Below are 26,528 nucleotides of genomic sequence, written 5' to 3'. Positions count from 1 at the left end.
GTCCAATTGGACTGACTTGTTCTCTGAAATGGTCCAGAAACTCCTCCAACGGTCGCCGTAATGGAGGTGCTGCTCCAGTTCTCAGGAGGCGTCACGATACTATGACTCCAGTTCGAACTATCGAATACCTGGTCCGATTGAGTGGTTACTCCTTGCAGCGATAACTGAACAGTCGTAGTTCCATTGGCGGCTACCAGTTGCGGAGCGATCGGGTTCAGGACTGGAACTGCGGTCGTGGGGTCTAAAATCAACTGAAGTCCACGGCCAGACTGGGCAATCATAGCAGGAATAGCAATATTAACCGCATCGTTGCCGAGTGGGTTGCCGCGCAGGTCGAGGTTCTTTAGCCGAGACAACACCGCCGAACTTCGAACGATCTGTACGCCGTCGGCAATGACTAAGCCATCTGCGACATTGCTTAGTGTTAGAGTCAATCGGCCAGTCGTCGAACCTTCTGCGGATTGCATTACGCTCACCGAGCCTGCAAGCCGCTGCCATTTGCGATTCTCGGAGTCGACACGCTGAAAGTCGCTATAGGCCCCGGGTTCGAGCTTCTGATTGACGAAAATCGGCGGTCCCTCCAGCATTGCCGAACCAATGCTTCCTTCCTGGGAAGATGCGATCACATACCGTGCATTGCTTGCGTTTGCCTTGCTCGGCAACCAGGTGACCCATACTTCATATTCATCGGGCACTAAATTTTCGAATGTCCAAGTAGCAGAAGCCGTTGCCTCCTGGCTCGGCGATTTCTCTGCGAATCTATAGTCTCCATGAAAGGCAGCGGTTACGTTGCTGATATTGCCCTGCCAACTTCCGGTTTCGGTGAAGTAAGAACTGGAGAATTCGGTATGCGGATCAGTCGCTGATGCAGGGCCAACAAATCCGGGCTGGTCGTCATCGGCAAGCGCTATTCCAGCTAGCGCCGAGACATCTCCGACGGAGTTGTTGCGTAAATTCAAATATTCTAGGTTAACAAGTCGACTTACTGGAGCGATACTTGAGACACCTTGATCAATCAGACTCAACGACTTCAATTTCAGAAGTTCGGAAATAGACGAAATGGAATTGACACCACTCGGTGTGTGTTTTAGCCAAGCTCCCGCTATGTTGTTAGACTCTGCTGCAAAGCCCAGGAACAAGTCCATATCGCTATTTCGCAACAGACTAGTCTGTGGTCTTGCACCTCCGACTGAAATCGGCATTTTAAACTGTCCGGATTGTCCGAAGTCAGTGTCGATTCGCCCGTTCGAATCGAGTCTAACAATGGTAGGCTCTAGATCAACGCTTTCACGTCCAGTCACCAGAATTCCATCTGCAAAGTCTATAAGCAACTGGTTGCTGGCATAGCCATTTGGCCTCATCCCTGGGATTTCGACTCTTCCGTTGTTTCCAAAGGTAGAATCGGTTAGACCATTGCTCTGGTATCTGGCTATCAGCGTCCTGGCAGCGCCGCCGGTCAATGTACGATGGTACTCTACAACAACAATTCTGCCCTGAGAGTCAATCTGTACATCTAATGCGAGGTCTTCAGCAGTAGGATCGTCAGAGAGTACACGACCTTGCGAACCAAAATTTAAGTCCTTTACTAAACCGTTCGGCGTGGGTAGTAACTTCGTCATGAATCGCCCAGTGCTTGCCGCTGAGAAATTTGCATCGTAGGATGAGCCAACAACAATGACTCCGCCATCCGGGTGAAGCCGTGCCTTAGCTACGGCTACATTCGTAGCAATAGGACTATCTATGAAGTTCGTGCCTACTGCCACACCAGAACTGGTGAACTCGACTCCAGCAACACGGTAGCCTCCTGAGTTCCACGCTTCTCCAATCGCAACGACATTGCCATTAAACAATTGAACAGCGGACTTGAAGTAATCGGAATCTAGGGAGTTGAACTCTACTCTTTGATAACCTGACGTTCCATTGAACGGTGAGGTCGACCCATTTCCGCTCGAATCAAGTTTGCCTTCGGTCGTTAGACGTACAATGAGTGCATCACGAGCTGACCCCAGTCGAATTCCCCCAAGCAACAAAATCTTTCCATCTGCTTGCAATTCAATGCCATGAAGCCCGCTCATGGGTGACAGGCTCGGCAGATTGGACAACTGGAATATGCCCCCAGTGCCAAACGAATTGTCTAATGCCCCGTCTTTTTGGTATCGTACGACGGTCCAAGTATGCGGTGAGGATAATGAATGGAGCGCATACAAAACCTTCCCATCAGGTTGTACCAAGATTTTTCCAGCACTCGGATTGGTATCTGAAAAGGGTGAAAATATAGGGATCGAATTCACTGCTATCGATGGGGCTTTATCGATGCTTAAATGCTCAAGCGAGGAAAGTGACTGAATCGCCTGCTGGGGGTCACTCCAGGTTTCCGAGCTACTAAGGCTTAAAGCAAGAGCTTCAGAACTTAGCCAGTTGCCATCTGCCGACAAACCGCGTAGCTCGCCTAGTCCCCCAAGTGGAGCAAAAGATACAATCTCGTTGCTGTCCAAAGAAAGGTACTCTAGTCGGCGAAGTCCGAGTGGCGCTCCTGCATCTACGTCATCAGTGCTTGTTTTGACGCGAAGCGTTTCCATACTTCGAAGAATATTATTCGCCAAATTCAGGCTTCGAAGATTGACCGCGTTTTCGAGTCCAGTCAGATCGCGGATTCCGCGATTGCTTGCGTCCAGGTGTGTTAGCGTTGCCAAGTCGCTCGCATGGATTGGGCGAGCCAAATTGGGCTGGTCGTCAAAGCGGTTGGTGTAGGTAATGCCAATCGCATCGGCCAGTACTAGCCGCAATCCCTTGTCTGGAATGAATACGGCACGGTCGAGCTGCGCCTTCTTGAAATCCCCGATCGAATCGGCAGTAGCGGTTTGAACAACGATCTCGTTATTCGGACCTGCCGCATCCAGCGTTCCCTGGTAGTCGCGAATCTCGGTGCTGCGCAGTCGAGCTTGAGTCGTACCGGTGAAGACCGTCAACGTGTCACTGGTAATGACGTCGTTACCCGACCCGCCGAACAGTCGATCGATGTCTGCGTTGCCAATCAGGAAATCGTTGCCATCACCGCCGCGAATGGTATCGCGGTCGGGATCGGAGAACGTCGGTCGAGTCTGCCCAGCCGGTGGTGCCGCGACCAAGAACGTAAAGTTGCGGGCCGTACCGGTCGCGGCCGGTGCATCCGGGCGATAGACTCGCGCATAGTACGTCCCCGCATCTAGATGCCGCATATCGACGTTGGTTACACCCGGCTTCATCAACCCGCCCTTGGCATCGTACAGGTCGAATACCACGTCGTTTTCCGAGGGCGGTGTTACAGTCAACCGCGTTGCACCCGGCATGTTCGGATCGTCTCCGTCGTGCGGAACTCCAAATCTTGTAACGGCCCCAGCCAAATCGATGGCGATATCCAAGCGAATGTTATTCTGAGAATCACCTGTCGGGGACTGGGCGTTTGGAACATCGCTGGCCGACAGCCTGTTGCCCTGCTCCAGTCGCACCGTCATTCGGGTGTGTCCCTTCAGCAGAGCATCACGCACTGCGGTTTTCAGCATTGCATTAACCGTCGGATCGTCGATCACACCGCTGGTTGCATTGACGGCACCCGCAGTCCCAGACTTGGCGGTCCGCTCCGAGTAGGCCACTGGGTTCGATACCCCAATGAGGTCATCGCTAGTAATCTGTCCATCGCCCTCATCTCGCAGCACATTCACGACTAGCTCAACGCCTAGCGTCCGATCCACTCGCACCGTTCCGTCCGAGTTGCCGTCGGACTTGAACAACTTGCTACCCGCCCCATCGTCCGCCAGAAAGTACGCTAGATTTCCAACAGCCACAAAGTTCGAAGGGTTGGAACCGGCAATGCTCGGCGTGTCAGGGCGAATATTGGAGACTAGATTTGTCCCGATCGAGGTTCCATCGCTTTTCCACAATTCATTTCCGTGAATTAAGTCATTCACAGCAAAATAGATGAATCCATCCACCTCGGTAAAGTTCGTAGGAGTAGATCCAGTAGGTCCAGGTACGATATCCTTAACGTATCGAGCGATATTTACTTGAGACCAAAATCCTCCCGTGGTTGATGTAGAGCCAGTGCCGGGTGGTAAATCCAATTCAAAACTGTTGACGTTTACGTTCTTGATGGCAGTCACGCGATTCACATTGCCTGCCCCACTACCGGTCGCCCCCAGAATACTGACGACATCGCCATTTTGCATGCCATGTGGCTGACTGGTAACGACGACAATGGATGAGCCGGAGCCACTTGCAGACACAACACTTCCACTGCCGAGCGAAACGCTCGTGTCATACTTGAGTAACTCAGTTCCAATTCGGGAGTCACTACTTGCCGCAAAAATCAATTTCGTCCCAGAAAGACTGGTTAGACTGCTTCCATCGGCGATTGGCAATCCCTTCTCACCCAGCATAGCCTGTGTACCGGTAGTTGTACCGTCAGAAATCCAAACGGTGTTGCCTGGAGCCACTGTAAAAAACAGGCGGTTATTGACACCAGTCAGATTGCCGAGAGCATTTCCCGAATGACTACTAACAGCGTTAAGATTCGCAGTATCAGCGGAATTGACTGTATACAGGCTGGGGAAACCATTGCCGGGATCATTAGCCGTGAAAAATAGTGACTGCATTGACGGTACGGCGGTGAGGTTTTGAGGATTCCCCAAGTTCAGATTCACGCGGCCTGCAAGACTATCGCCATCGAAGTCCGCATTGACTTGATTCAGGCGAATGGACCAAAGTCTCTTAGTCGAGCTTGAGTTCGAATGATCTGCTACAAAGAACAGAGTCCTTTCACCGAGGATGGGCGTTACCTCTAAGCTGTTCGGATTCCTAACAAAATCGACGACCGGAGTTCTTTCTGAGACGACTTTACGGGCACCTGCGACAGGCACCGTCGAATCCAGATGCCACAGGCGTGCGTAACTACCTTCGGTACCTGTGAAGAAGACAATACTCTGACCGGATTTCTCGCCCAGATATTTGAGCTTACCTAAAGATGTCACACCGGTGAGATTGGTCGTCTGGACCGCCTGCTTTGATGGGTTCAAATTCCATATCTGGTTATGAGATGTAAAATAAAGCTTATCATTTGCGCCATCGTTATCGCTGTCGATTCCTAATAACTCGTCGGTCGTTGTCAAGGCAACCAGAGCATCTCCAGTCAGTTGCCGTACCTGATAGGTTCCAACTACAGTTCCGTCAGTCCGCCACAGCGACTGCCAACCAGTAGGACCTCCGACGAAGTACAGTATGTTGCCGATCACCGCTCGATGAGTGGGCTCCAGACTGACGGTGCTCGGAAAATTGAGATTGGCCGAACTGTAGCTGAGCTGGAGATTGACTTTAGTCAGAGCATCTTCGATCAGACTATCCACTGTCGATGTGGATGGATTGTCGGCAAGCAGCTTCTGGATGCCGGACAGATCGAATTCCAGGATTCCGGGTAGGTTGCTGGAGATGGAAAGGGGGATATCCGGGGCCAATGCTCCTCGATCCAAGCTGCCATCACGATTCAGCCGGACTAATGCAAAATCCCCTTGCGGCAAGGTGTCATGGTATGCCATGCCAGCTGCGACAATCTTTCCATCCGACTGCATGACAACTCCATAGCCAGAACTATGATGTTGTCCGATTTGCACCGCTTGCATGCCTGACATACCGAAGCCGTTGTCGAGACTGCCGTTTGAATTGTAGCGACTGACAAACAGTTTTCGGAGCGTGTTGAATTGATCCTCGCCGGTAACCATTAGTTTACCGTCCGGTTGGATTGTCAGGTCGGCAAAAAAGATGCTACCAGTGGGAGTCGAGAAACTGAAGTCTGCACCTGATTCCGCTGTACCATTGGCAGAATATCGTGACAGAAACGGCGTGACCGTTTGACCGGATACTCCGCTCCAGTTATATCCCGCCACAACCAATTTTCCATCAGACTGAATAGCCAATCCTCTTAGAGTCCCCGCAGCGGTGTTAATAAACTTTTGGCCATTGCTGTTTCCGCTACCATACGTCTGAATGCCATTGGTTCCAAAACCCGCGACGGCGGTACCATTACTGTTAAATCGACCAATGGCCAGCAGTGTCCCCTGCCTGCCAGCAATCACGATCTCACCGCTGGACTGAATGCCTACTCCGACTTGCATGAAATCATTATCACTGGCAAACGCGGGCGTAATCTTGCCCGAACTGCCAAAGGAACTATCATCGCTTCCATCTGATTTGTAGCGCTTGACAACGAAAGTGCCAGAGGCGCTCACAGATGCCGATTGTCGCCCGACCACTAAGATTTTGCCGTCTGCCTGCAGCGTCATGCGGAATATTTGATCGTGCTGGCTAGAATACGGGTCGATGCGAACTCCAGCAGTACCAAAATCCGTATCTGGTGTTCCATTGGGCAGTAGTCGAACCAATGCGAAATCGTAATCACCGGAGCCAATGCGACTTGAAGCGCCTATGACTATCTTGCCATCGGGCTGAATCAAAACTGCTTGTGTCCAGTCGTCAGCCGATCCCGAATTACGAATGGTTGGCTTATAGATACCGCCATTACCAAAACTCGAATCCAGCGTGCCGTCGATGTTGTAGCGAGCGATGGCGATTTCACTGCGGGAAGTGGAAGGAATTGTTGAGTATCCGGCCACGACAATCTTTCCGTCAGGCTGAATGGCTAGTCTGCCTGTCATAATATCATTGGTATTCGCGCCGATATCGGTGATGACGATACCCTTGTCGCCAAACATACTGCCGGCTGCTTGCGGAGCAATGCTGATTGGGGCTGACGACTGAGCATTGATGCCAAAACTGTTCCCCGGCAGGCCGTCACCGAGCGTGGTGAATTTGAACCACTGCTCAGATTTACTGTCGGCGAGCGTTCGCGAGAAGGTATCGGGTTGGCCGGTGGCGCGATCGACCAGGAAGTCGCCGCTGGCGGTGACGGTGCGGTTGGTTAGTACGTCGATGCCGTCGTTGGGAATAGCCGTTCGCTTGCGCTCACCTTCGATGGCAAACACGCGTCCGGCGTTGCTTCGCACAGACCCCAGCGTGCCAGTAGCCTTGGCTGCTCCGATCAATAGATCGCTGAGCCCATCGGCGTTCAGGTCCAAGCCAGTGGGGCTAATCGCGGTGATGATCCCCGTGGAGGCGTTCGATTCAATCACGACATCGCTATCGGCCAGCGACAGAGTATTCCCGACTCGGCTGCGGATATTCGAGAAGACATAGACGCGGCCCGAAATCGGAGTACCACTCGCAGTCGAAACCGACTCCAAAATGGCCAGGTCAGCCTGGCCGTCGCCATCGTAGTCGCCGGCAACCGGAGTCAGCGTCACTCGCTGGCCGGGGACACTTGACCCATTGCGGTTAATCAAGATCGAGCGACTGGAAGAGATGCCCGTTTGGCTGCCAAAGCTGATCTTGACTGTGTTGTCATAAGTACCGTCTCCGATCACTTCCGCGAAGTCCGCATAGCCATCCAACCGGCTATCTAGATCACCCATCGGCAATTGACGAATGACGGAATTCTGAGTCGCTCCGGCGGAGATAGTCGTACTGGTTGAGCCACCGGTGATCAAGCTGCTGAAGGCGGTTTGTGATGCCGATGGACTGCGCCGAGCGCGTAGATCGCTGCGTCCATCGCCGTTGACATCCCCCAAAACCTCCAACACCCAGTTAGGAGATGCAGACGTGTTGAAAGTTATGATCGCGGACGACAGCGATCCGGTGCCGTTGGTGTTATGGTCGTACGAGTGAATGGTGGACGTCGCACCGCGATTGATCAGAATCTCGCTGGTAGGCCGCCCTGAACCATCCAGTATCCCGTTCCAGTCCAACATCGAGACGGTAGGAGCAAATCCGCTGGAGACTGTGATGTTCTGTTCGTACCATCGCAATCGATCCGGGTCGGAGTTGTATCCGGTGATGCCGCCTAGTTCTCGAGGAAGGACGCGGCTGCCCATGATCGCGGTAAGCGTCCATGTCGTAGCATTTACGTACTTCACGAATACCAGATCGGCTATTTCATCGCCGTTGACATCGCCCATTCCGCTGGCCAGTGTCCCGAGGTAGTGGCTACCACTTGGATTGCCCGTGTTGACGATGATATCGGCGCGATCGCGTATCGACTCGACACCGGCCAACGATACCGGCCCCAGCAGTATGTAACTTTCGGTCGCTCCGGAGATGAAAAAGTCTGGAAAACGATCACCGTTGATATCGCCGATGTTGCGCGCACTAGCCAACTGGTCATTGGCGTTCATTCCTTCCAGCGCGGCGGCACTAGCGATACTGACCGTGCCTCGATTGGGCAATTGCAAGGAGCTAAGTAAACCCGCATGACCCGGCAGCAGCGGCGGTGCCATGCCGACTCGGAAAATTTCTGACGACTCGGTGAAGTTCCACGTGGATACATAATTGACACTTGACACCCGCCCCAAAATGACGTGCGTATGTTGTCCAACGCCCGGATAATCGCCGATACCAAAGTCGGCCTTGCCATCGCCATTGACATCGCCCAACGCGCCAAGTGCCAGTACATCCAACGTGCCAGTGTCGTATAACGATCTGGCAGTTTCGATCACTAGGTCGGGCGTTGCCAAACTGAAGTTGCTGCCACCAAAGAAGACCTGTCCGATGGCGTGTTTCAGTTGCGGGCCCAACTCGCTGACCGGATCGGTCCATTCGATGCTCTGAACGCCAAGGTCAGCACGGTTGGCTGTTGTACTGTCGTTCGCAACATCGCTAACATTCCCCAATGCGATTAAACGTCCCGCAGGCAATCTCTTGACCGAAGACGACAACCCAACGGGCGCATTCTGTCCGACGGTCAAGTCCAGAGAGAAACTCGCCGAACCACCTTCGACAACAAACGAAGGGCCTGAACTGCTGTTGATCAAGAATTCATGGTGAGCTGATCCAAAAACATCTCCAAGAGCCGATGTTACTGAGTAATTGGCAAAAGTGCTATTCTGTGCAGTAATCGTAGCTCCAGGTGTAGCAGTAGCTCCTCCATGGAAGATTTGTATGGTCGAGTTATTGACCAGAGCAAAGTCCGCACGTCCATCTCCGCTATAATCGCCAATGCCGGCCAATGAATCGGCAGTGTACCCGGTGAGCGACTGTTGAGCAGTGGTCAACTGTCTAGCTACCCGCGCGAATGCGATGTTGTCGACGTACCAGCCTTCAAAGTTATTGGCCAGGTTGTCAACGGAGTCGAAATGGAAAATCAGACGGATTTGCTTACCGCGATAATCGTTGAGATTGATCGTAGCCAAACGCCAGTTGGCGTTTGGCGACACGACTGCCCCCGGACCTTCATCAATCAGGGTGTGTATGGCTCCAGTACGATTACTGGCGACCACGGTGCCCGTGAGCCCCGTTGGCCATGGGTCTTGTGACGAATTTCGCTGCTGGAGAATGACGCGAGCCTTGTCATAGATCGAATTGACATCGGTCGATTCCGTTTGAAGCAGGTAGGCAAATCGCAACTCGATATCGTTGGCATCAGCCTCATCGAGTTCTGATGTCAGGTCGATTTCGTGAGTCGTCAGTGCTCCCGAGGTCGTGCCTACATCGAAGTTACCCTCAATATTGCGACCGAAATAAAATGCCGGTCCACTGTGGTTGGCACCGCCACTGCGTCGCACCGTTCGATTCCAAAGCCCCGTATAGGATTCAATACCTTCATCGACATCTTGATTCTGGGCATTGGAGAAATCCGACGACCAGAGAACTGCGGTCGACCTGTACAGGGAATTGCCTGCGTAAATTCCAGGAGTACCACCAACAAGTCCAGCTACGATGTCCGCAGTGCCTTGCCCGCCGGAGCCGTAGGCATCGCCCACGAGTCCGCCGGTAGCAGTAGCGAGCGAAATGCGTGCATCATAGGATCGGGTGACATCCAGGGATTGAGCATCAAGAATTCCACCTGTCCACGCGTTGCGCTGTTCGTCTCGGAAGCCGAGGACCGCTTTCATTGGATCGGAAATTGAATCGTTCAATGACAATTGCAGCGACCGACCAGACCTTAGACGCAGACGGATCTTGTCGCCTGCCTGAGCCGTTGTGCGCACCTCGCCTGTTGAACTGACTGCCTCGGCAATGATTGTGTTGCTCAAGCCAGCGGTAGCAATCGCTGCGTTCAATTTAGTCAGCAGTGTTGCGAGCGTTACGCTGGTTTCAGCTGTGTTAGTCGTCAAGGTCAGCGGAATCCAATTTGCCGCTTCTTCAGTCTTGACAGACAGAGTTGCTCCAATGGGCAGCGTATCCTCTGCTTGCAATGATCGTGAACCGGTGACAAGAAATGCGTCGCTTCGTCCCAGAATGGTATAGACCCCGGCATGGTCTCCACCAGAGACCGTTACCACGATATCCCATAGTCCATCCGCATTAAAATCTCCGCTGGTAATCGTGGAGAATGTCCCGGGACCGGAACCCGTTGGCGACAAAGGAGCTGGCAGTTTCAACGACAGCACGTGTCGATTGAGCACGGCGTTGTTGCGGGCGATTTGATTGGCAAAGTTGGGGCTGGCCGGATCGACCGGCTCTTGCGGGCCGCCAAAGAAGATTCGGGCGTAGTGATCGTTGCCACTGGAGAAGGTCGCTCCGACAAAATCGCCGTAGCCGTCGCCATTGATATCGCCCAAAGCGATGGCTGCTGGCAAATCGCCCGGATTGGATGTTTGCACATGCCCCGATGCGTCAGTGGCGGTTGAGACCTCGACGGTTGCGCCAAGCTTGGAGGCTAATAGTCGAAGTTGGTATGTTCCCGATGATTCGGGGATAGCGGAAGTTCCGTTGCGGAAGTACAAGTCCTCCGAAGCTGCGTTCTTCGGGCCGCCCAGTCCGGTAATGAGCATGTTGTTGATGGACGCTATAGCTTCGCCACTGACCGAAGTGGAACCAGTCAATCCAAAGGTGGCGTTTCCTGTGCCAATTCCCAGTGATGTCTCGGAACCGCCCGCATTAGTGCTCAATCTCAGCTTACCATTCAACAAACTGGCACGCACCGTAGTGGCCAATGAGGTCGCCGCAAGCTTGGCGTTAATGACGCTGACCAAGTCTGCTGGACGGCTATTATTGGTCGTGTCGCCTGCCGTGACGGAGACGGTGACTGCGGTTCCTCCGTTGTAACTAACGGTAAACGATTGGGTCGAAGAAACTTTGCCATCGCTGGGCAAATTGACTGAGCCGATGATTTCCGCTGGCGCGCCGACAAAAGCACTTTTGTCAGATAACCAGAATCCAACGCGTTTGTCCTGTGTGCTGAATTTATTAAAAAGAACTTTTCCATTGAGGTACGATTGCTGAACCTTAGATTGGATACTGGCCACCAACAGATCCAGATCATTGGCACCACCGAAAGACAGTGGTTCAGTCAGGCTCTTCACGACTCCATTGGCGTTGATGTACTCAAAGGTAATTCCAAGTTCTGCCAAGTAGGGTTCTACTCCGTGCATAAACTGTGGATTACTGACTTCGGCAGAACCGATCAAGGCATCATTGTTGGGATTGACGACATGGATCAAGTAGTATTCGGGTACGCCTTCGAAATCCTGGACTGGCACGATCGATATTCCGACGCCAGGGTCGGTATCGTAGCCTGCAAACAGGTAGAGCAGACGTCCGGAGTCGGAGTTAGGGACGTATCCGAAGGATGCCAGTCGCTGCGATATCGGCGAGTTCGGATTCTGTGTTTCGGGGTCAGTGAACTCGATCTGGATGGCGTCTTTAATCAACTGCGCTGCTTTGACGGAGGCAAACTGATGGGCCACATCAGGGGAGCCAAATTGCTTGACCGCTTCCGGTGTCTTGAGGATGTACCAGTCGCCGGTGTCGCCATAGCTGAGATTCAGAGCACGGATGACTACGTCGCGGCTGGCTGCCGGAAGCAACTCGCCTGTAACGGCATCGCGGCGACGAAGCACCGACAGGTCTTCATTGAGCAAGGCTGCGTAGCTGACACTGTTATTGGCGGCTCCGGCCGCGAATTCGTAGCGATCGGGCATGACCTGGCTGGGGCCACCGGCAATCCAGTCGTCGCCGGCTCCACCGTCAATTTGATCATTACCTCCTCCACCGCGAATAACATCGGCTCCGGCTCCACCTTCGATGCGATCGTTGCCAGCTCCCCCGAACAGGCGATCGTTGCCATCGCCGCCTCGGATAATCAGGTCAATCTTGCCTCGCTGTGGCCGATCTTCGGTATCGAATCCCCACTCGCTGCCGCGAATCAGGTATTCAGGGTCTGCGCGAACTTCGTCGTCACCCGCTCGCGTATCGATCACTGTGTAGGTTGTGTTTTCTGAGTCGAAGACCGTGTAGAAAGCGTAGTGCTGCTGTGGCGAGAAACTATCCTTTTGGCCAGTAGCCGGTTTGTCTGGAGGAGTCTCAGTCAAACCGAGTTGATTTATCGCAACCGAATTCGGAGCCACGAGCGTCAGCGAGGCGGTTGTCCCCCGCGAAATAGTTGTCAACGATAGCCTACCGTCCAGATTGCGGGCAGAAAGTTTTCCGCGCAAGCCGGCGATTCGAATGGCCTCATTGATCTGAAAGACGAGATGATCAAACTTCGAATTCAGTTGCGCCGTCGCTTTGGTAACTGTGATGACGGTCGGGGTGCCGCCGTCCGCACTGATGGTAAATGTAAGGTTATCGTTTAGTTGTCCGTTGCTAGGACCGGCGGTCAAACCAACGATTTCAGCCGGCCCCTCAAGAGCATCCGTTTCCCACTTCTGCTGTTGAAAATTCCAGACTCGAGTGGTGATCTCGTAGCGGTGCAGGATGGTATTCCAGCGAATGGCGACATGATCGGGTACCGGTCGGCCATTGGCATCCAAATCGCCACCCAAGTACAGTACTTGGGTGATGCCCGGCCCGCCATCGAAGCGGTCGGTGTAGGTTGGGATAAAGGTCTCGTTGCTGGCCGTTCCCACGCGTCGCTGAGCGGCCTTGGTGGCAGGCAGCCGATCGGTGACGACTTGGAAAATATCATCGCCCTCTTCGCCCCACAGCAGGTCACCGGCCTGGCGATCATAACCGCCCGAAAGCACGTCGTTGCCCGGGCCACCAAAAATCCAGTCTTCGCCGGGTCCGCCCTGCAGGATATCGTTCCCCGGTCCGCCCATCAGAACATCCTTGCGCACATACTTGTAGCGACCGAAAGGGTCGACCAGCGGATTGCCCAGAAACTGCTCGGCCTGAGCCGACAGATTGACGCTGTATGCGCCGTAGCTAGGCGACTGATCGGAACCAGAGTTTACCCGCGGAACAAGTTCGTAACGCGCGGAACTCGATCCGGTGACTCGCAGTTTGTAGTTACCAGGATTCAACCCGGCCAGAGAAACGTCTGCGGGGGTCTCGAGGCCATACGTAGTCGCCGCATCAATGGCCGTGTTGTTCTGGTCCAGTAGTTCCAGTGTTATCCAGCCACTGGCATCGAAGGCGCTGAGCGAAATACGGTCAGCCGACTTACCGGTGCTCGTCAGTGTAAAGCTATAGTAGATGCTGTTTGGGCTGCCGCTGGGTTGCTTCAGAGGCACTCCGACCACGGAGTTCAGGTCATAGATCGTCGCAGCCGAAGCGGATAGAACTACGTTGCCGATGGTATCCCGCAATTCAGTCGGATTGGTAATTGCAATCGCCGCGGAAGCCGAAGCGCCAGCCGAACTGCCGACGATAAAGTCCAGCTCGTAGACGGTCGGAATGCGATCGGTCGAAATCTTCAACCAGTAAACTTCACTGCCCTGAAGCGCGGGCAGTTGGTCCAGACGAATCTCTGGATCGAAAGCGGTTGCTTGAGTCCAGGTATATCCGTCAACCGGCGTATCGGTCGATTCATTGGGTATTAGTGAACTGCTGGCTGTCTTGTAAAGCTGGAATGACAGACGGTCGTTCGGCGATAGACTTGGCACGCGTAGAACGTCACCTGAGGTCACGCCTGACAAGGTAAAGGTGAACCAGTCGACATCCGTTGGATTGTCAATGGTCAAGCCGGTGAACAACCGCTGGGTTGACACGTTGCCCAGTCCATAGGCTTGGGATGGCGTATCATTGCGTACCGTACCAGACCCGCGTAGATCGGGATGATCGATCAAGATGGGCTGGCCGGCCATGTGTGTAATCGTATCATCGCCCCGGCCGCCGTCGGACCAGACGCTCTTGATAACCGTTGGACCAACGATGATTTGATCGTTGCCATCGAGTGCATCGATGATGATGGCCAAGTAATCGTTTTCGGGCGGCAGCAGGCTCTTCAGCCCGTTGGAGCCAACCAAACTGTTGGTAGCAACGGAATCCGCGCCGATGAATAGCTCAGATTGAGTCACGCTGTTGGCATAGGTAATGACCAAGGAAGCATTTGGCGAGTTCACCGGCGACGTACGAATCAAACTGAGGAGATCGCCGCTGGCTCGGGCACGTACGGGCAGGGAAGCAAGGTCCGCAGGCTGGAATTCTCCGTCGACACGGGTCAGCCCATAGGCAGTCGCTATGGCCTCGTCCACCTCTTTTACCAAATCGCGGATGGTGCGCATGCCACTGGGCACCGAGGCGCTGCTGGAGGGAGCGACCGAGATCAGCTTGATTTCACCACCATCGACGCTGATGGCAAATTCAACCGTGGCGGACAGCGTTGCATTGCTGCGACCATCGTTTAATTCTGTAGCTACCGAACTGCGAACAGGTGACGAGCCAGTGATAGCCAGTCCATAAAAGGCATCGGAGGAGGACCAGTTACTGAAATCCAAATTGACCTGAGCGTCAAAGGTATAGTTGCCATTGTTGTTTGTCAGCCGCGTAATCAGATGGCGGCCTTCCAACAAGCCGGGCTCGGTGACATAGTCTACATGGATCACATCGTCGCGATTGGAGCCGCTGTAGTACCAGACTTTATTGGTCGATTTTGCATATTCCTTCCAAGCATCGCCCGCTAGAACGCCGCGACTCTCGAACAACTGGCCATTCCTGTCGTACAGCAGGTCGGGGCTGGCTTCTGGCGCGCCAAAACCGTACATGAAATCCAAGCCAGTACCGCCATATAGTTGATCGAACTTGTTGTCGCGTCCAGTTTGATCTGCACCTAGAACGCGATTGATTCCGGTGTCTTCGAGCTTAAAGCCCGGCGGTAATGCCGCTAGTGAATCGGGGAATTGGTCGTTGTTCAAGTCGCCATTATTGGCCACAAAATTACCTTGAGAGTCAACGACTATTCCGAAAATGCCAGACTCAATTCGAAATGCGGACGGCGACCGGAAACGCAGTTTGGTGGTATGCGCGTCAACGACAATCCCTGAGTCGCTTCCCACGGCAGCTTGAAGCTGATTGATGAGGTCAGGGAGATTTTCGTTCGTGTCAGAAACTGCTTTCGGAATTTGAATGGGAATTGGATCCTGATTGTCGCGGATGATCCACAGGTTCAAATCTGCCCCAATTTCCCCGTTGGCAGGCGCATCGAATGCACCTTCGATCGTATGCACACCGCCGACAGAACGGGATGCAGCCGAGGGCGTCAAGTAAAGTTTAGTAATTGCAGGTCCTGGGTCGTAGCTCCATGCGAAAAGCGAGTTCGTGCCCTGTCCACCCAGCACATCATCGTTGCCTTGACCGGCATAGATCGTGTCATGATCGCTGACGTTTCCCAGGCCAGGACCGCTATCACCCCACAGTTGATCATCGCCACCGTAACCGTAGATAATGTCGCTGCCGTAACCGCCGTCGATGCGATCGCGACCATTGGTACCCTTCAAAATATCGTTACCCGGACCGCCATCGATGACCGCTACCCAGTCATCGCTGCGATCGGTCAGGTCGGAGATATCGAGTTGATAGGGCGTGCTGGAGAAAGAACCGACTCTGCGGTTATCCAAGAACGCAATACTGTCGTCGCCGCCGAGACCTGAAATGCGAATCTGCTCGATCAAAGGCTTGCCGTTGGCATCGGCTGGGTCGGTAAAGTCGCGCCAATTTGCCAGCAACAGTCGTCCATTGTATTGGACGGCCAGGCGCGAGCCGATGCGAGTGGTGTTGGGGATGTTGAAGTCGATCTGTCCAACACTGATCGTATCAACTAAATCGGTGCCTTCGATCAGCAAGATATCCGTGGCGTTATCGTCGGCCACGTCGCCTGGTAGGAAATTGCCATAATGACCGTCGAAAACCTCGTGGGTCGCATTGAGACCGTAGGCAGTGTCGGTATCCAGTAGGATCATGTCGATGCCAGAGCCACCGTACAGCGTGTCGACTCCATCTTGGCCTTCCAACCAATCCGAATCGGCACCACCCCAGATGATATCGCCGCCGCCGCCACCGTAGATACGATCTTCGCCCGAGCCGCCGTAGATCAGATCGCTACCGCCGAGTTGCCGCTCCGATTCGGTGGCATTGACCGTTGCGGAACCGATGCCGGTATAAATAAGCGGATACTCGTCATTGATGGCGCTAAGAGCCTTGCGCGGATTGTCGGCGTAGTTGGGCCCAACCAGTCCGTCGCCTTGGATGGTGTCGTTGCCACTGCCGCCGTAGATCGTATCACGCCTGATGCTGCCATAGATCCAATCCCCGCCGGCTCCGCCGTGTAGCTCTTCGCCGTGCAGCAGCGATTCAGTACCCACATGATTGCTTGCGTCAACTGTTGCAAAGTTGGTCGAATAGGAATAGCCGTACAGGTAGTCGATGCCGTCGCTACCAAAGAGTCGCTGGCCCGCAAGCGATTGAAACAGCCCCATCCCCTGGCCAATATCCTCACCGGCATCACCGAACAGCCTGTCAGAACCGGCATCGCCAAACAGTTGATCGATACCTGCTCCACCTAGAATGATATCGTCACCCGAACCACCGCGCAGGACGTCGTTTCCATCGCCGCCCTCGATGCGGTCGCTGCCAGCACCTCCGTCGGCGTAGTCGCGGCCGGGACCGGCTAACAGCACATCGTTGCCGCCACCACCAAACAGCCAGTCGTCGCCCACTTCGCCGTGCAGCATATCGTCACCGTCATCGGCTTGGCCTTCGACCGACAGACCTGCCAGAACGACTGGCACGATGCGAGTGTAAGCCTGTGCCACGATATCAGGCCACTCGGCACCTGGAAAATTGGTGGGATAGTCGAAATCGGTAATGACATCACGTCGAAATGCTGAGAATGAGATGACTTCAGAACCGCCCCACAAAACGTCTGACCCCTTGCCACCCCACAACTGATCGTCGCCAATACCGCCGACCAGGAAATCGTCATCGTCATATCCGTAGATCGTGTCTTTTCCGGCTCCGCCAAAGACCAAGTCCTTATCCGTCTGACCGGGATACAGGTGCAGATCGGTCACACCCGCGATGATGATATCATCGCCATCCTCGCCGTACACGATGTCATCGCCCACCGAGGTACTGATATAGTCATCGCCGCGTCCGCCGTACACTGTGTCGTTACCAGCCAGAGTGAAGACAATGTCAGCTCCTTCACCGGCGAACACCAAATCGTCGCCGTTGTCGCCATAGATGCGGTCGCGGTGATCCTCAAGATTGCCAGGCGGCGATTGGGCGGCAATCGGCAGGCTGGTATCACCGAAGATAGTATTTCGAAAAATGTAACCAGAGCTGCCACTTCCCAATTCGTCAATGCCAGCGTAAATCAGATCAGACTGCCAGCCACCCTCGATCCAGTCGTTACCCTGCAACCCGTAGATCGTGTCATTGCCGAAGCCTGCGTAGATAAAGTCGTCGCCCTGATCGCCGTAGATCAAGTCTTCATGATCTTCCGGACGTCCTGTCATGTTCCAGTGCGAATCGCGATTGGCACCATCTAGATCGCCGAAAATTACGTTGCTATCGTTTATGTTAGACGGTGAGCCATTTGTATCTCGTCCGCCAAACAGTATGTCACGTCCCCAGCCACCTATGATGTAGTCGCTGCCATCTCCGCCAATAACCAAGTCGTCGCCATCACCGGCATCGATCCAGTCATTGCCCGCCAGACCGTAGATAAGATCGCTTCCCTCACGACCATAGATGGTATCGGGGCCGATATCGCCATAGATTTCATCGTCGCCATCTCCACCGTCAATGACGTGGACGGCTCCGGTATCGCCACCCGCCTTGGATATACCCGCGATGATGATGTCGTTGCCGGCGCCTCCATAGATGAAATCACTGCCGGCGCCTCCGATCAAATAATCGTTCCCGGCACCCCCTTCGATCGAGTCGTTATTGGCCCCACCGTCAATGGTATCGTCCCCATCTCCGCCATACAGAAAATCGTTGCCCATACCACCTTCCAGGCGATCGTTGCCGTTACCGCCGTACAGGCGATCACTTCCGTCGCCACCAATCAGCGTGTCGTTTCCGTCCTCGCCATACAACTCGTCATTATCTAAGCCACCATCCAGGTAGTCATTGCCGGTTCCACCGTAGATCTTGTCCCGCCCCAGTTCGCCATACAGCCGATCGTTACCGGCCCCGCCATATATTTCGTCGTCTCCGCCCCCGCCGTAGATTTCGTCGTCTCCGTCGTCGCCATAAAGCTTATCATTGCCTCCGTTCCCATAGATTCGATCGTTGCCGAGCCCGCCGTGAAGTTCATCATTTCCGGCTCCACCGACGAGCGTATCATTACCCGAACCACCCCAAAACTTAGCGGTTCTACTGCCGCGATAGATCAGGTTATCGTTCCCTTCCCCACCATGAATTTCGACATCCAAGGCGACCGATTCCTCGAATACGATAAAATCATTGCCCTTGCCAGCGTCACCAACTATCTTACCGAAGCTGGTCAATCCGAGGCTTGCGGGAGTGTAAGAACGACTCTGCCCCCTGCCCGTCACTACGATTGCGCCGCTTGCGTCTTGACGGACCTTAAAGTTGTCGTCTACGTCACGCAATCGCAAACGGACATCATTGGTACCTGGTACGCGTTCCAGCAAATGGTCGGTGTCAATTTCGCCACGCGGAGGCAACGAGAAGTCAAGCAGTGTGACTCGGGCCAGTTCCTTGCTGGCATCGATAATTGTCAACGAAAAGAAGCCTAAGCTGACCTGGATTTTAATAAATGCCCGCAAGTAGGCTTCCAGGGATCCTTGAAGGTCAAAAACCCATTCTGGACCGCGACTAATATTTTGGAGCAACTCGGGCAGATGGACTCTACCGTCTTGATTCGGATCGTGTAAATTCAAGCCAACTTCGGCGAAAATTCCTCCAGCGGCACCAGCGGCCACGGTTACAATCCCCAAGTCAATGCCCGCGAAGGCTCCAGCCTCGACATTAGCGAACAGCGAAACCTCTATCGGATCGGCTGCCCCCTTGACTCCGCCAATAGTGTCCTCGATGTAGAAGCCATCCATCGGATTGCCGGATACAAAACCGCTGGTATCAAACCCGAAATTGAAATCTGCTTGTGCACCGATCATGCCTTGAAAGAAGACTGTCAAGAACGGCGGGAATATCGGCAGCGGGCCAATCTTGAATGGTGCCGTAAACCTCAATTGCGGCATGTCGTACCGAAAAAGCGTGACGTCTTGTTTGCCCAGTAGAATCTGCAAAACTCCCATCGGATTCTGGAGAATTGGGAAACTGAATCCGTCCCCCGAACCGTTGCCGGATGGCACACTTTGCCCCTGTTCCATGAAGGCCTTTGAGGCGGCATCCAATTTGCCAGCCAACGACAAATCGTTAGCCGTAGTCCCAGTTAATTGATCAATTAGTTGCGCAGGGTTAATCTCCGACAACGACCCAGTACGAATGTCAATCTGATTTCCACCGGTGCCGGCTGCGCTTGGACCACCGCTAAGCTGGTAGCTGCCAAGATTGATTTTTCCCGACGCTGATACATTCTGAACGAAGTTCACCAAGCTGTTCAGATCGGCAGCAGCACGAATGAATCGCTTGGTCTCTTGTGAAAACTCACCGCCAAAGACAGGCGCAAACAGCTCGGCCATATCCAGCAAAGTAAAATTGCGTCCGGCAAGCTGCGAGATAACCGGCAGAGGAGTCTGCAAGACTTCGATCACCGGCTTGACCGGCGCGAGTATAGAATTCACGTGTTGGAGCATCGGTTTAGCGAATCGCTGTACGACTTGACCGGGATCAATTTGCACATTGCGCAGCCAAACTTCCGGCGAGTCTCCAAAGGATGAGGGGTCGGTAGTTGTCAATATTCCGCCGAAACCCCAGCCAATCGTCAAGTCAGTTTCTATCTGCGGGAAGTCCTGATTACCGGCGATAGAGCCGACCAAGTGCAACCTCACATCAGCCCGATTAGAGTCTGCAGTATTTGGAAACCGAGCCACGATCACATTGGAGAGATTGGCACTGGCCAATTCAGACAGCGTCAATTTGTTATCGTTATTGGCACCAATGCCAGGATCTCGGAAGTCCACATTGATGTTGGCCAACAATCTTGTTTTTTCATTGGCCGAAATGACATTGTCGATGTTCAGGTCGGCTCCGTCGGTAACATTCACCTGCAAGAAGCCCAGCGTGCCTTGAGCGTTGAAATTGGGAATTGTTGCCTCCAGGGCGATGCGCAGTTCATCCGAGACATCGGTAGTCAGATAAAATCCCCTGCTCCGATCGAGACCGAAGGTCAAATCCCAATTGAAGCCGATATCCAGTTGAACCTGACCGTCGACAACCAATCCCAGCAGCGGCAATCCCAAATCAAAGTCCACCGGAATTGTCACACGAGCCAGCGACTGTTTCAGCCGGACATTGTAGCGCACATCGCTAGACGAATTCACGTCGATACGAACATCGTCAACACTGATATTCGCCAGATTCAGTGGGCCGGACCGCCAATTGGAATCATCTTGATCGCGTAGCCAATTCAGTCCACCTGGACCAATGGCTTCATAAATCTTTTGCTGGACCACGGTCACGGACTTTGGTCCGAGCACTTGCAAGTTGTCTGAGATTTTGTCGCGAATGTCGCCGACAAACCGCACCGCATCCCGCAGCGCGTCACCGATCAGGGGCAATCTTGCAATGAGCGCCTGGTTATCAATAGCCGTGTCCAGAATCGTGAAGAAGTCGGCGATGCCACCACTAAAACCGTCCAGTTCTGTAGAGAGATTTAGTCCAGAAACTAGCGAATTGAAATTTGGGTATGTTAAGTTGGCACCGCTGGACGGCGCGTTATCCCAGCTTAGGCTGCTATTGATGGGGAATTGCCAGTTCAAATTTCCTATCAAACTTTCATCCCGAGTCTTAGACATCGGAAGATGGACACGGAACTGACCGTTCAAGGCACTTTCTGTGAACGTTGCATTGCTTAAATTGGTAAAGTAAACTCGCCCATCGTTTCCGCCGTCATCGTTCAACGTGATTGAGTAGTTTAATCGGTCATTTGAATTGAAAGTTCCCTCGGCATCACCATCGGAATCGATAGCTACCCAACCGTTGTTGACCTTGACGCCGAAAGACAGCACCGAAGCAGAAAAACTGAGGTCTTTGCCCCAAACCTTGGCCCCCACTTCAGCCATGGTAGTCCCCGAGTAAAGGAACGGACGCGGGGATAAGGGATTGGACATATCAATACCCAGATCGATGTGGAATCCCGCGTTGGCGGCAACGCGAACGTTCCCTTCACCACGCACGTCGACTAGACTGTCCAGATTAGCGATTCCCAGCGAACCAAGACTCAGATTGATGTTGAACTGATCGTCGACCAACGCAGAAAAATCAAAGCCAATCTTGAGCGCAGACCCGTCAGCAGTAAATGTCACGGGTACACCAAGAGCAGTTTCCATGGCTGTCTTGAACTGCACCAGTGTTTGTACTGGTTGGTTCTTGTAATTCGCAATCAGCTTCGTGAATTTACTTCCGGCACCTACCAATTCCGCCAAGCTGCGATTGAGGGCCGGTATTTTTTCTTGTAGGAACGGGAACTGCTCCACATTCGATAAATAAGCAACCACGCTTTCGAGTGCGCTGGCAATGCCTTCACCATCGAGATTGGCGAAGTTGAATAACTGATCAAGGCTGCTTGCATGAGAGACTCGCAGTTTGCTGGCATCCGTCAGGTCAGGCCAAGAAACAACGACATTCCCAGTAGCCAACTGATTCGCTGGAAGCCACGGTGCCTTGGCTGCAACCGGCAAGAATAAATTCATCGACGCGCTGGTTTCAGCGGCTACGTTCAGAATAGATGGAGTTCGTACTGCATCGAATAGTTCCTGCAGCGTAATTTTCCCATCGCTGGCGGCAGGTCCGTCCATGGCGAGTCGTACCGTAGCTCGCGCGCTGCCTGTTCCGTCATTCACACTGGCTTCTGCAATCAGAACTTTCAAGGATGCGTCGATGTCACTGGCTGACACAGTAACCGAACTGCCAATCGTTGGTCGGTTCGTGGATGTGCTCACGAGATATAGCCGCTCTGCGAGACTGTCGTTGTGCAGCGGAGAGCCGCTTATTTCCAGGTGTCCTTCGGAATTAGGTTTGCCGCTAATGCCATAAATTCCCAGACCAATTCCAGCCAACCCGATGTTCGAGTTATTCAGACCAGTGATCAAAAATGGCTCAGCTTCACCGCGTGTGCGATCGACGAATGAAAACGCCTTGCGCGATTGATCGAGCTTCGCAAACGGTGATTGAGCACTGTACAGCGTTGCATACCGCGAACCCAAGGCGGCAGATGCGGCCGTCTCTATGGCACTCAGCACTGCGCCAACCGTGGTTAGACCATCAAAATTCACATCGAAATCGGTTCCATCGGACAACGTAAAGCGAACGCCATCCACCTCTGTCGGTCGGTCAGCCAATTGCCATCGTGGTACTGGTGGAGTAGAACTGTTCTGATCGTGGTCATATGTAACGGTCGTTGTACCGTTGGAGCCATTGAGCGCAGTCAGCAATGTGGCCGCAGACAGGTTGAACCCACTGCCAATTGCGCTATTCAGGTCGATTCCCAAAGTGAACTTGAAATTCGCATCGGCTTGAATTTCAGCCAGGCTGGCGGAATCGAATGAGCCAATCGGACCAAGGTCGGCATCAAACCCAACTACGGCCGACTGCTTTACCAGCGAGCGAGATAAGTCGACATTGAAGGTAAGGTGCCCGGTGGAGGAATTGTAGTTGCCTGTCGAAACCCCTAGGCGAGTGAGCAGAGTTTGCAGGTCTTGCACGGGACTGCTGCCGGAGAATTGACTGCTGACTGCTGTGTCCCAGGCTTCCTTCAGGCGAATCGCATTCCCGGCATCCAGTCCTTTGGCTAGCCCCAACGACACGTCAAAGAGACTGGTGTCGCGCAGGCTATCGATGGCCGTACCGAGTTGGCTGAGTGCATCTTTGAACGCCGACGAATTGATCGTCAGTAGATTCTTGAGACCACTGGAGAAACCAGTGATGGAAACGTCGATGGGGTTAGCATCGAAGATGTTTGTGTCACTAAAACTGATGGACCCTGTGTAGGTCGTTCCGAACAGAGTGGCCGTGGCATTGAAGCCTCCAGTGACTGACGTAGTTGGAGTCGGCGCTGATAATAACACGCTCAACGGACTGGAAGCCAAGCTACGCAGCGAAATCTCGCCCGAACTAGCCGACACGTTGGCATTGAGGTTCAGGTTGCCGCCACTAACATCAAGCTTCAGGAAGCGACCAAGCAAGTTTAGATCAATCATGCTTGAGGGAGCCACAGTCGCGCTCGCGTTCGCTTGAAGGCTATTGATCTTGATAAAGAACGCCTCGTCTGTGCTCGACGTTGTCAAATCAATTCCGAAGTCCAGGCTGCCAGACAAGGTTGTTGTCAGCGTAATTGGAATCGAGCGACTGGTAGCCAACCCGCTAGTAGCTGCGTTTTCGCCGAGGTACAGTGTGCGTGATGCGTCAGAAACGGAGCGTGTAAAGCCAAATTGAAATTGTTTCCGATTGGGCTGCGAACTGACTGGATTAAGACTCGTCAGGGTTACACCGGTGATTCCGGCAGTGGTCAGATAAGCTTGGGCTCCCGGCAGCGAGGGGCTGTCAGACGTTTCGATATAGCTGGCCAGCGGCTTGATCAGGCTATCGCGCAACTGGCTGTCGATCGACAAAGCACTGGCTAGACTGACTTCGTCTTTGGGGGCTTCGGGAGTGGATTTCGTTTCGACGGGGGTCGTGCCGACCAGTGGAAGCGGCTTGCTAAGTTCTCCCAAGGATGCAAAGTTCATCCTGTCTGCAGCAGACCTCAAGCCTTGAGCCAATGACGATCGCTGGGCGGCGGTCAGTATACCACCAGAGCCGTTAAGTCTCATCGTCGTGTAAAGGTCAAGCTCCGAATCGAAACTACTCGGCTGCCCTACGGGGGTTGTCCCAAGCGCCTTGAATCGCTGTAGCATATCGCGTGTGAAAGGCCCCGATATGCCGTCGATGGCAAGAGGTGCGATCGGCTGATTGTTAGAACCGCCAGGCAAAGTGGGGTTGGTCAGAAATATTTGATGGTTCGCGTAATCTCTTGCACGCAGGTAGTTCAGACGCTGTTGCACAGCCAACGTTTGCTGAAGTTGGTTATTACCGACGATAGACAAAACCCCCGAGCTACTGTAGCCATCGACAATTCTCAGGTTCAATTCATACACGGTGTCTGAAAAGGGAGCTCCACCGTCGGGCTGCGACGTGAATCGCAGTTTCACCTTGCCTTGAAATCCCGATAGAGCAGACCCGTCAGCGATTGTGTCGCTAGTCCCGGGAGCGAAAAACAGCCTGCCGGTATCGCGGAATCGACTGCTACTTCCCAGCCGATCTGCAAAGATGATCGAGCCGATCATCGCTCCATTAGCTGTCGTCTGTCTTATATCCCAGTCGCCCCGCTGATTGACGGTGACCGATGTGGGAATTAGCAGACCATGCTCACCGTAAAGCTCGACATCTATCAGTTGATAATGGCTGCCGCTGACCACGGCGGATTTCAGATTCACTGGAATGACATCCCCAGTCTGACCTCCGGCAATCAGATTGATGTTGTCGATGAGGATCTTGGTGGAAGGAACTACGCTCAAATTTGTGTTGGCCAGTCTGAAAGTAATCTCGGCAGATCTACCTTTGAATTGTCCGGGCAGCGGTATAAAATGCTGCAGGTTCCAGGTTGTCCCCGCGCTGGCCAAATGAATCGGCTGGCCGATGGGCTGGCCATTGACCTCAACAATCAATTGATCGCCGACATTGCCATTAGTTGGTTTGGCCCAATCAAAGGCGATGCCAGCCACCTGGCTGGAAAGGTACGCACGATTGTGAGTTCTATTAAGTCCGGCAGGGCCAAGTTCGAGCGCAAAATTTGTAGCGTTCAGACGTACTACACTTCCACCCCCGGTGCCACCATGATGGCTCCATCCCGGGATCAAGTTGTTGTTGATCGTCCAAGCACCGTCGTGGCGATCGCCCGGGTAAGTGAAATCGCCGTTATGAAGCCTCAGCGCACTCCAATCCGGTGATTGCTTGGCCCCCGCAATGGCAGCTTGTGCCCCAGGATTCGTTACAGTCGTGGGTTTTAGAGCGACCGGAGTCTGGCTGTGATTCTGAAAGCTTGAATAAAAACTGAACTGAAACGACGGGTTGCTTAAATCCGACTGGGTGGGACGTGATGCACTGGGTCGGGGGTCGGAGCCTTGAGCAACCTGACTGAAGGCGTATCCGCGCACGGCTGAAGCAATCGTGTCGTTCACCGTGCCAAGATAGTAAGAGGCCCAGACATCGGAATGTGGTAGCCCCAGCAGCGGTAGCTCAGAGTATGTCAACTTATAGTTGTAGGCACCTGGTATCGGACGCCCCTCTGGATCCGGTGTAAGCAGACTTTGGTAGTAGACGTCTGTGAAGGCAACATTGTTCCAAACGGTTGCTCCATATCCTGCGGGTTTACCCAATTCGAACAATCGTTGTTCACCATCGATAGGCATTCCCGATTCATCGAAGTCGTGAGGATCCAGGTATGTAACCTGATCGACCGGAATCGAGAATGCGGCTAGACGCTCGACAGCTTCACTGGTAACGGCCGTACCAAAACTGTGACCAATAAAGTGCAGCGGAGCAATCGCCTGCTGTAACTCAGGCGATACCAACCCCAACGTGACTAGCGAACTGAAAAGCGCATCGCCAGCCGCTTCGGCCCATCCGCTACTTGGTTCATTCGATTCTGGTGCCCAATCGAATTGGTAGACCAAATGTCCCGGCGCGCCAACCAAAATGGAGCCATTCAACGGTTCATCGTCGCCTACTCCCAGATCCATGTCGAAGAAGCCATTACTTCCCTCGCCACGAACATCGAAATCGATGAGCCATGCACCCAGGTCGGGCCCATTTTCAGCATCGGCCCTGTTGCGAATCGCCTGAGTGAGCGACTGCAGCGAATCGCCTTCGTATCCGGTGAGCTGAAATCCATGGGTGACAACGGTAACCCCCTGGAGTTGTCCCGCAGACAAATGTGGCCGCAACAGATCAGACATCTGCTGCACGGACAGATGAGAGAACGCCAGCAGCCTGCGGTCTTCCAGTAATTCAAACCTTAAGGCTCGCCGAGCCTGGGACATAAACTGTAGACGCTGAAACCTGTTCTTGTGTCTGTCGGAGCGACTGCGTTTCAT

At 53.5% G+C, this 26,528-nt stretch carries 1 protein-coding gene (running past one end of the window); it reads right to left on the bottom strand.

From position 1 onward, the window contains the following. Nucleotides 1-26,528, bottom strand: partial view of a VCBS repeat-containing protein gene (locus KF752_09465; protein ID MBX3421768.1) — the 5' portion only. Its footprint begins 7,345 nt before the window's first position; the window shows 26,528 of its 33,873 coding nt (coding positions 1-26,528); the start codon lies at nt 26,526-26,528; its stop codon lies off the left edge, out of view.

The organism is Pirellulaceae bacterium, assembly GCA_019636385.1.
In the GTDB taxonomy this organism is placed as follows: Bacteria; Planctomycetota; Planctomycetia; order Pirellulales; family Pirellulaceae; genus Aureliella.
This window is presented reverse-complemented; position numbering and strand designations above follow the sequence as displayed.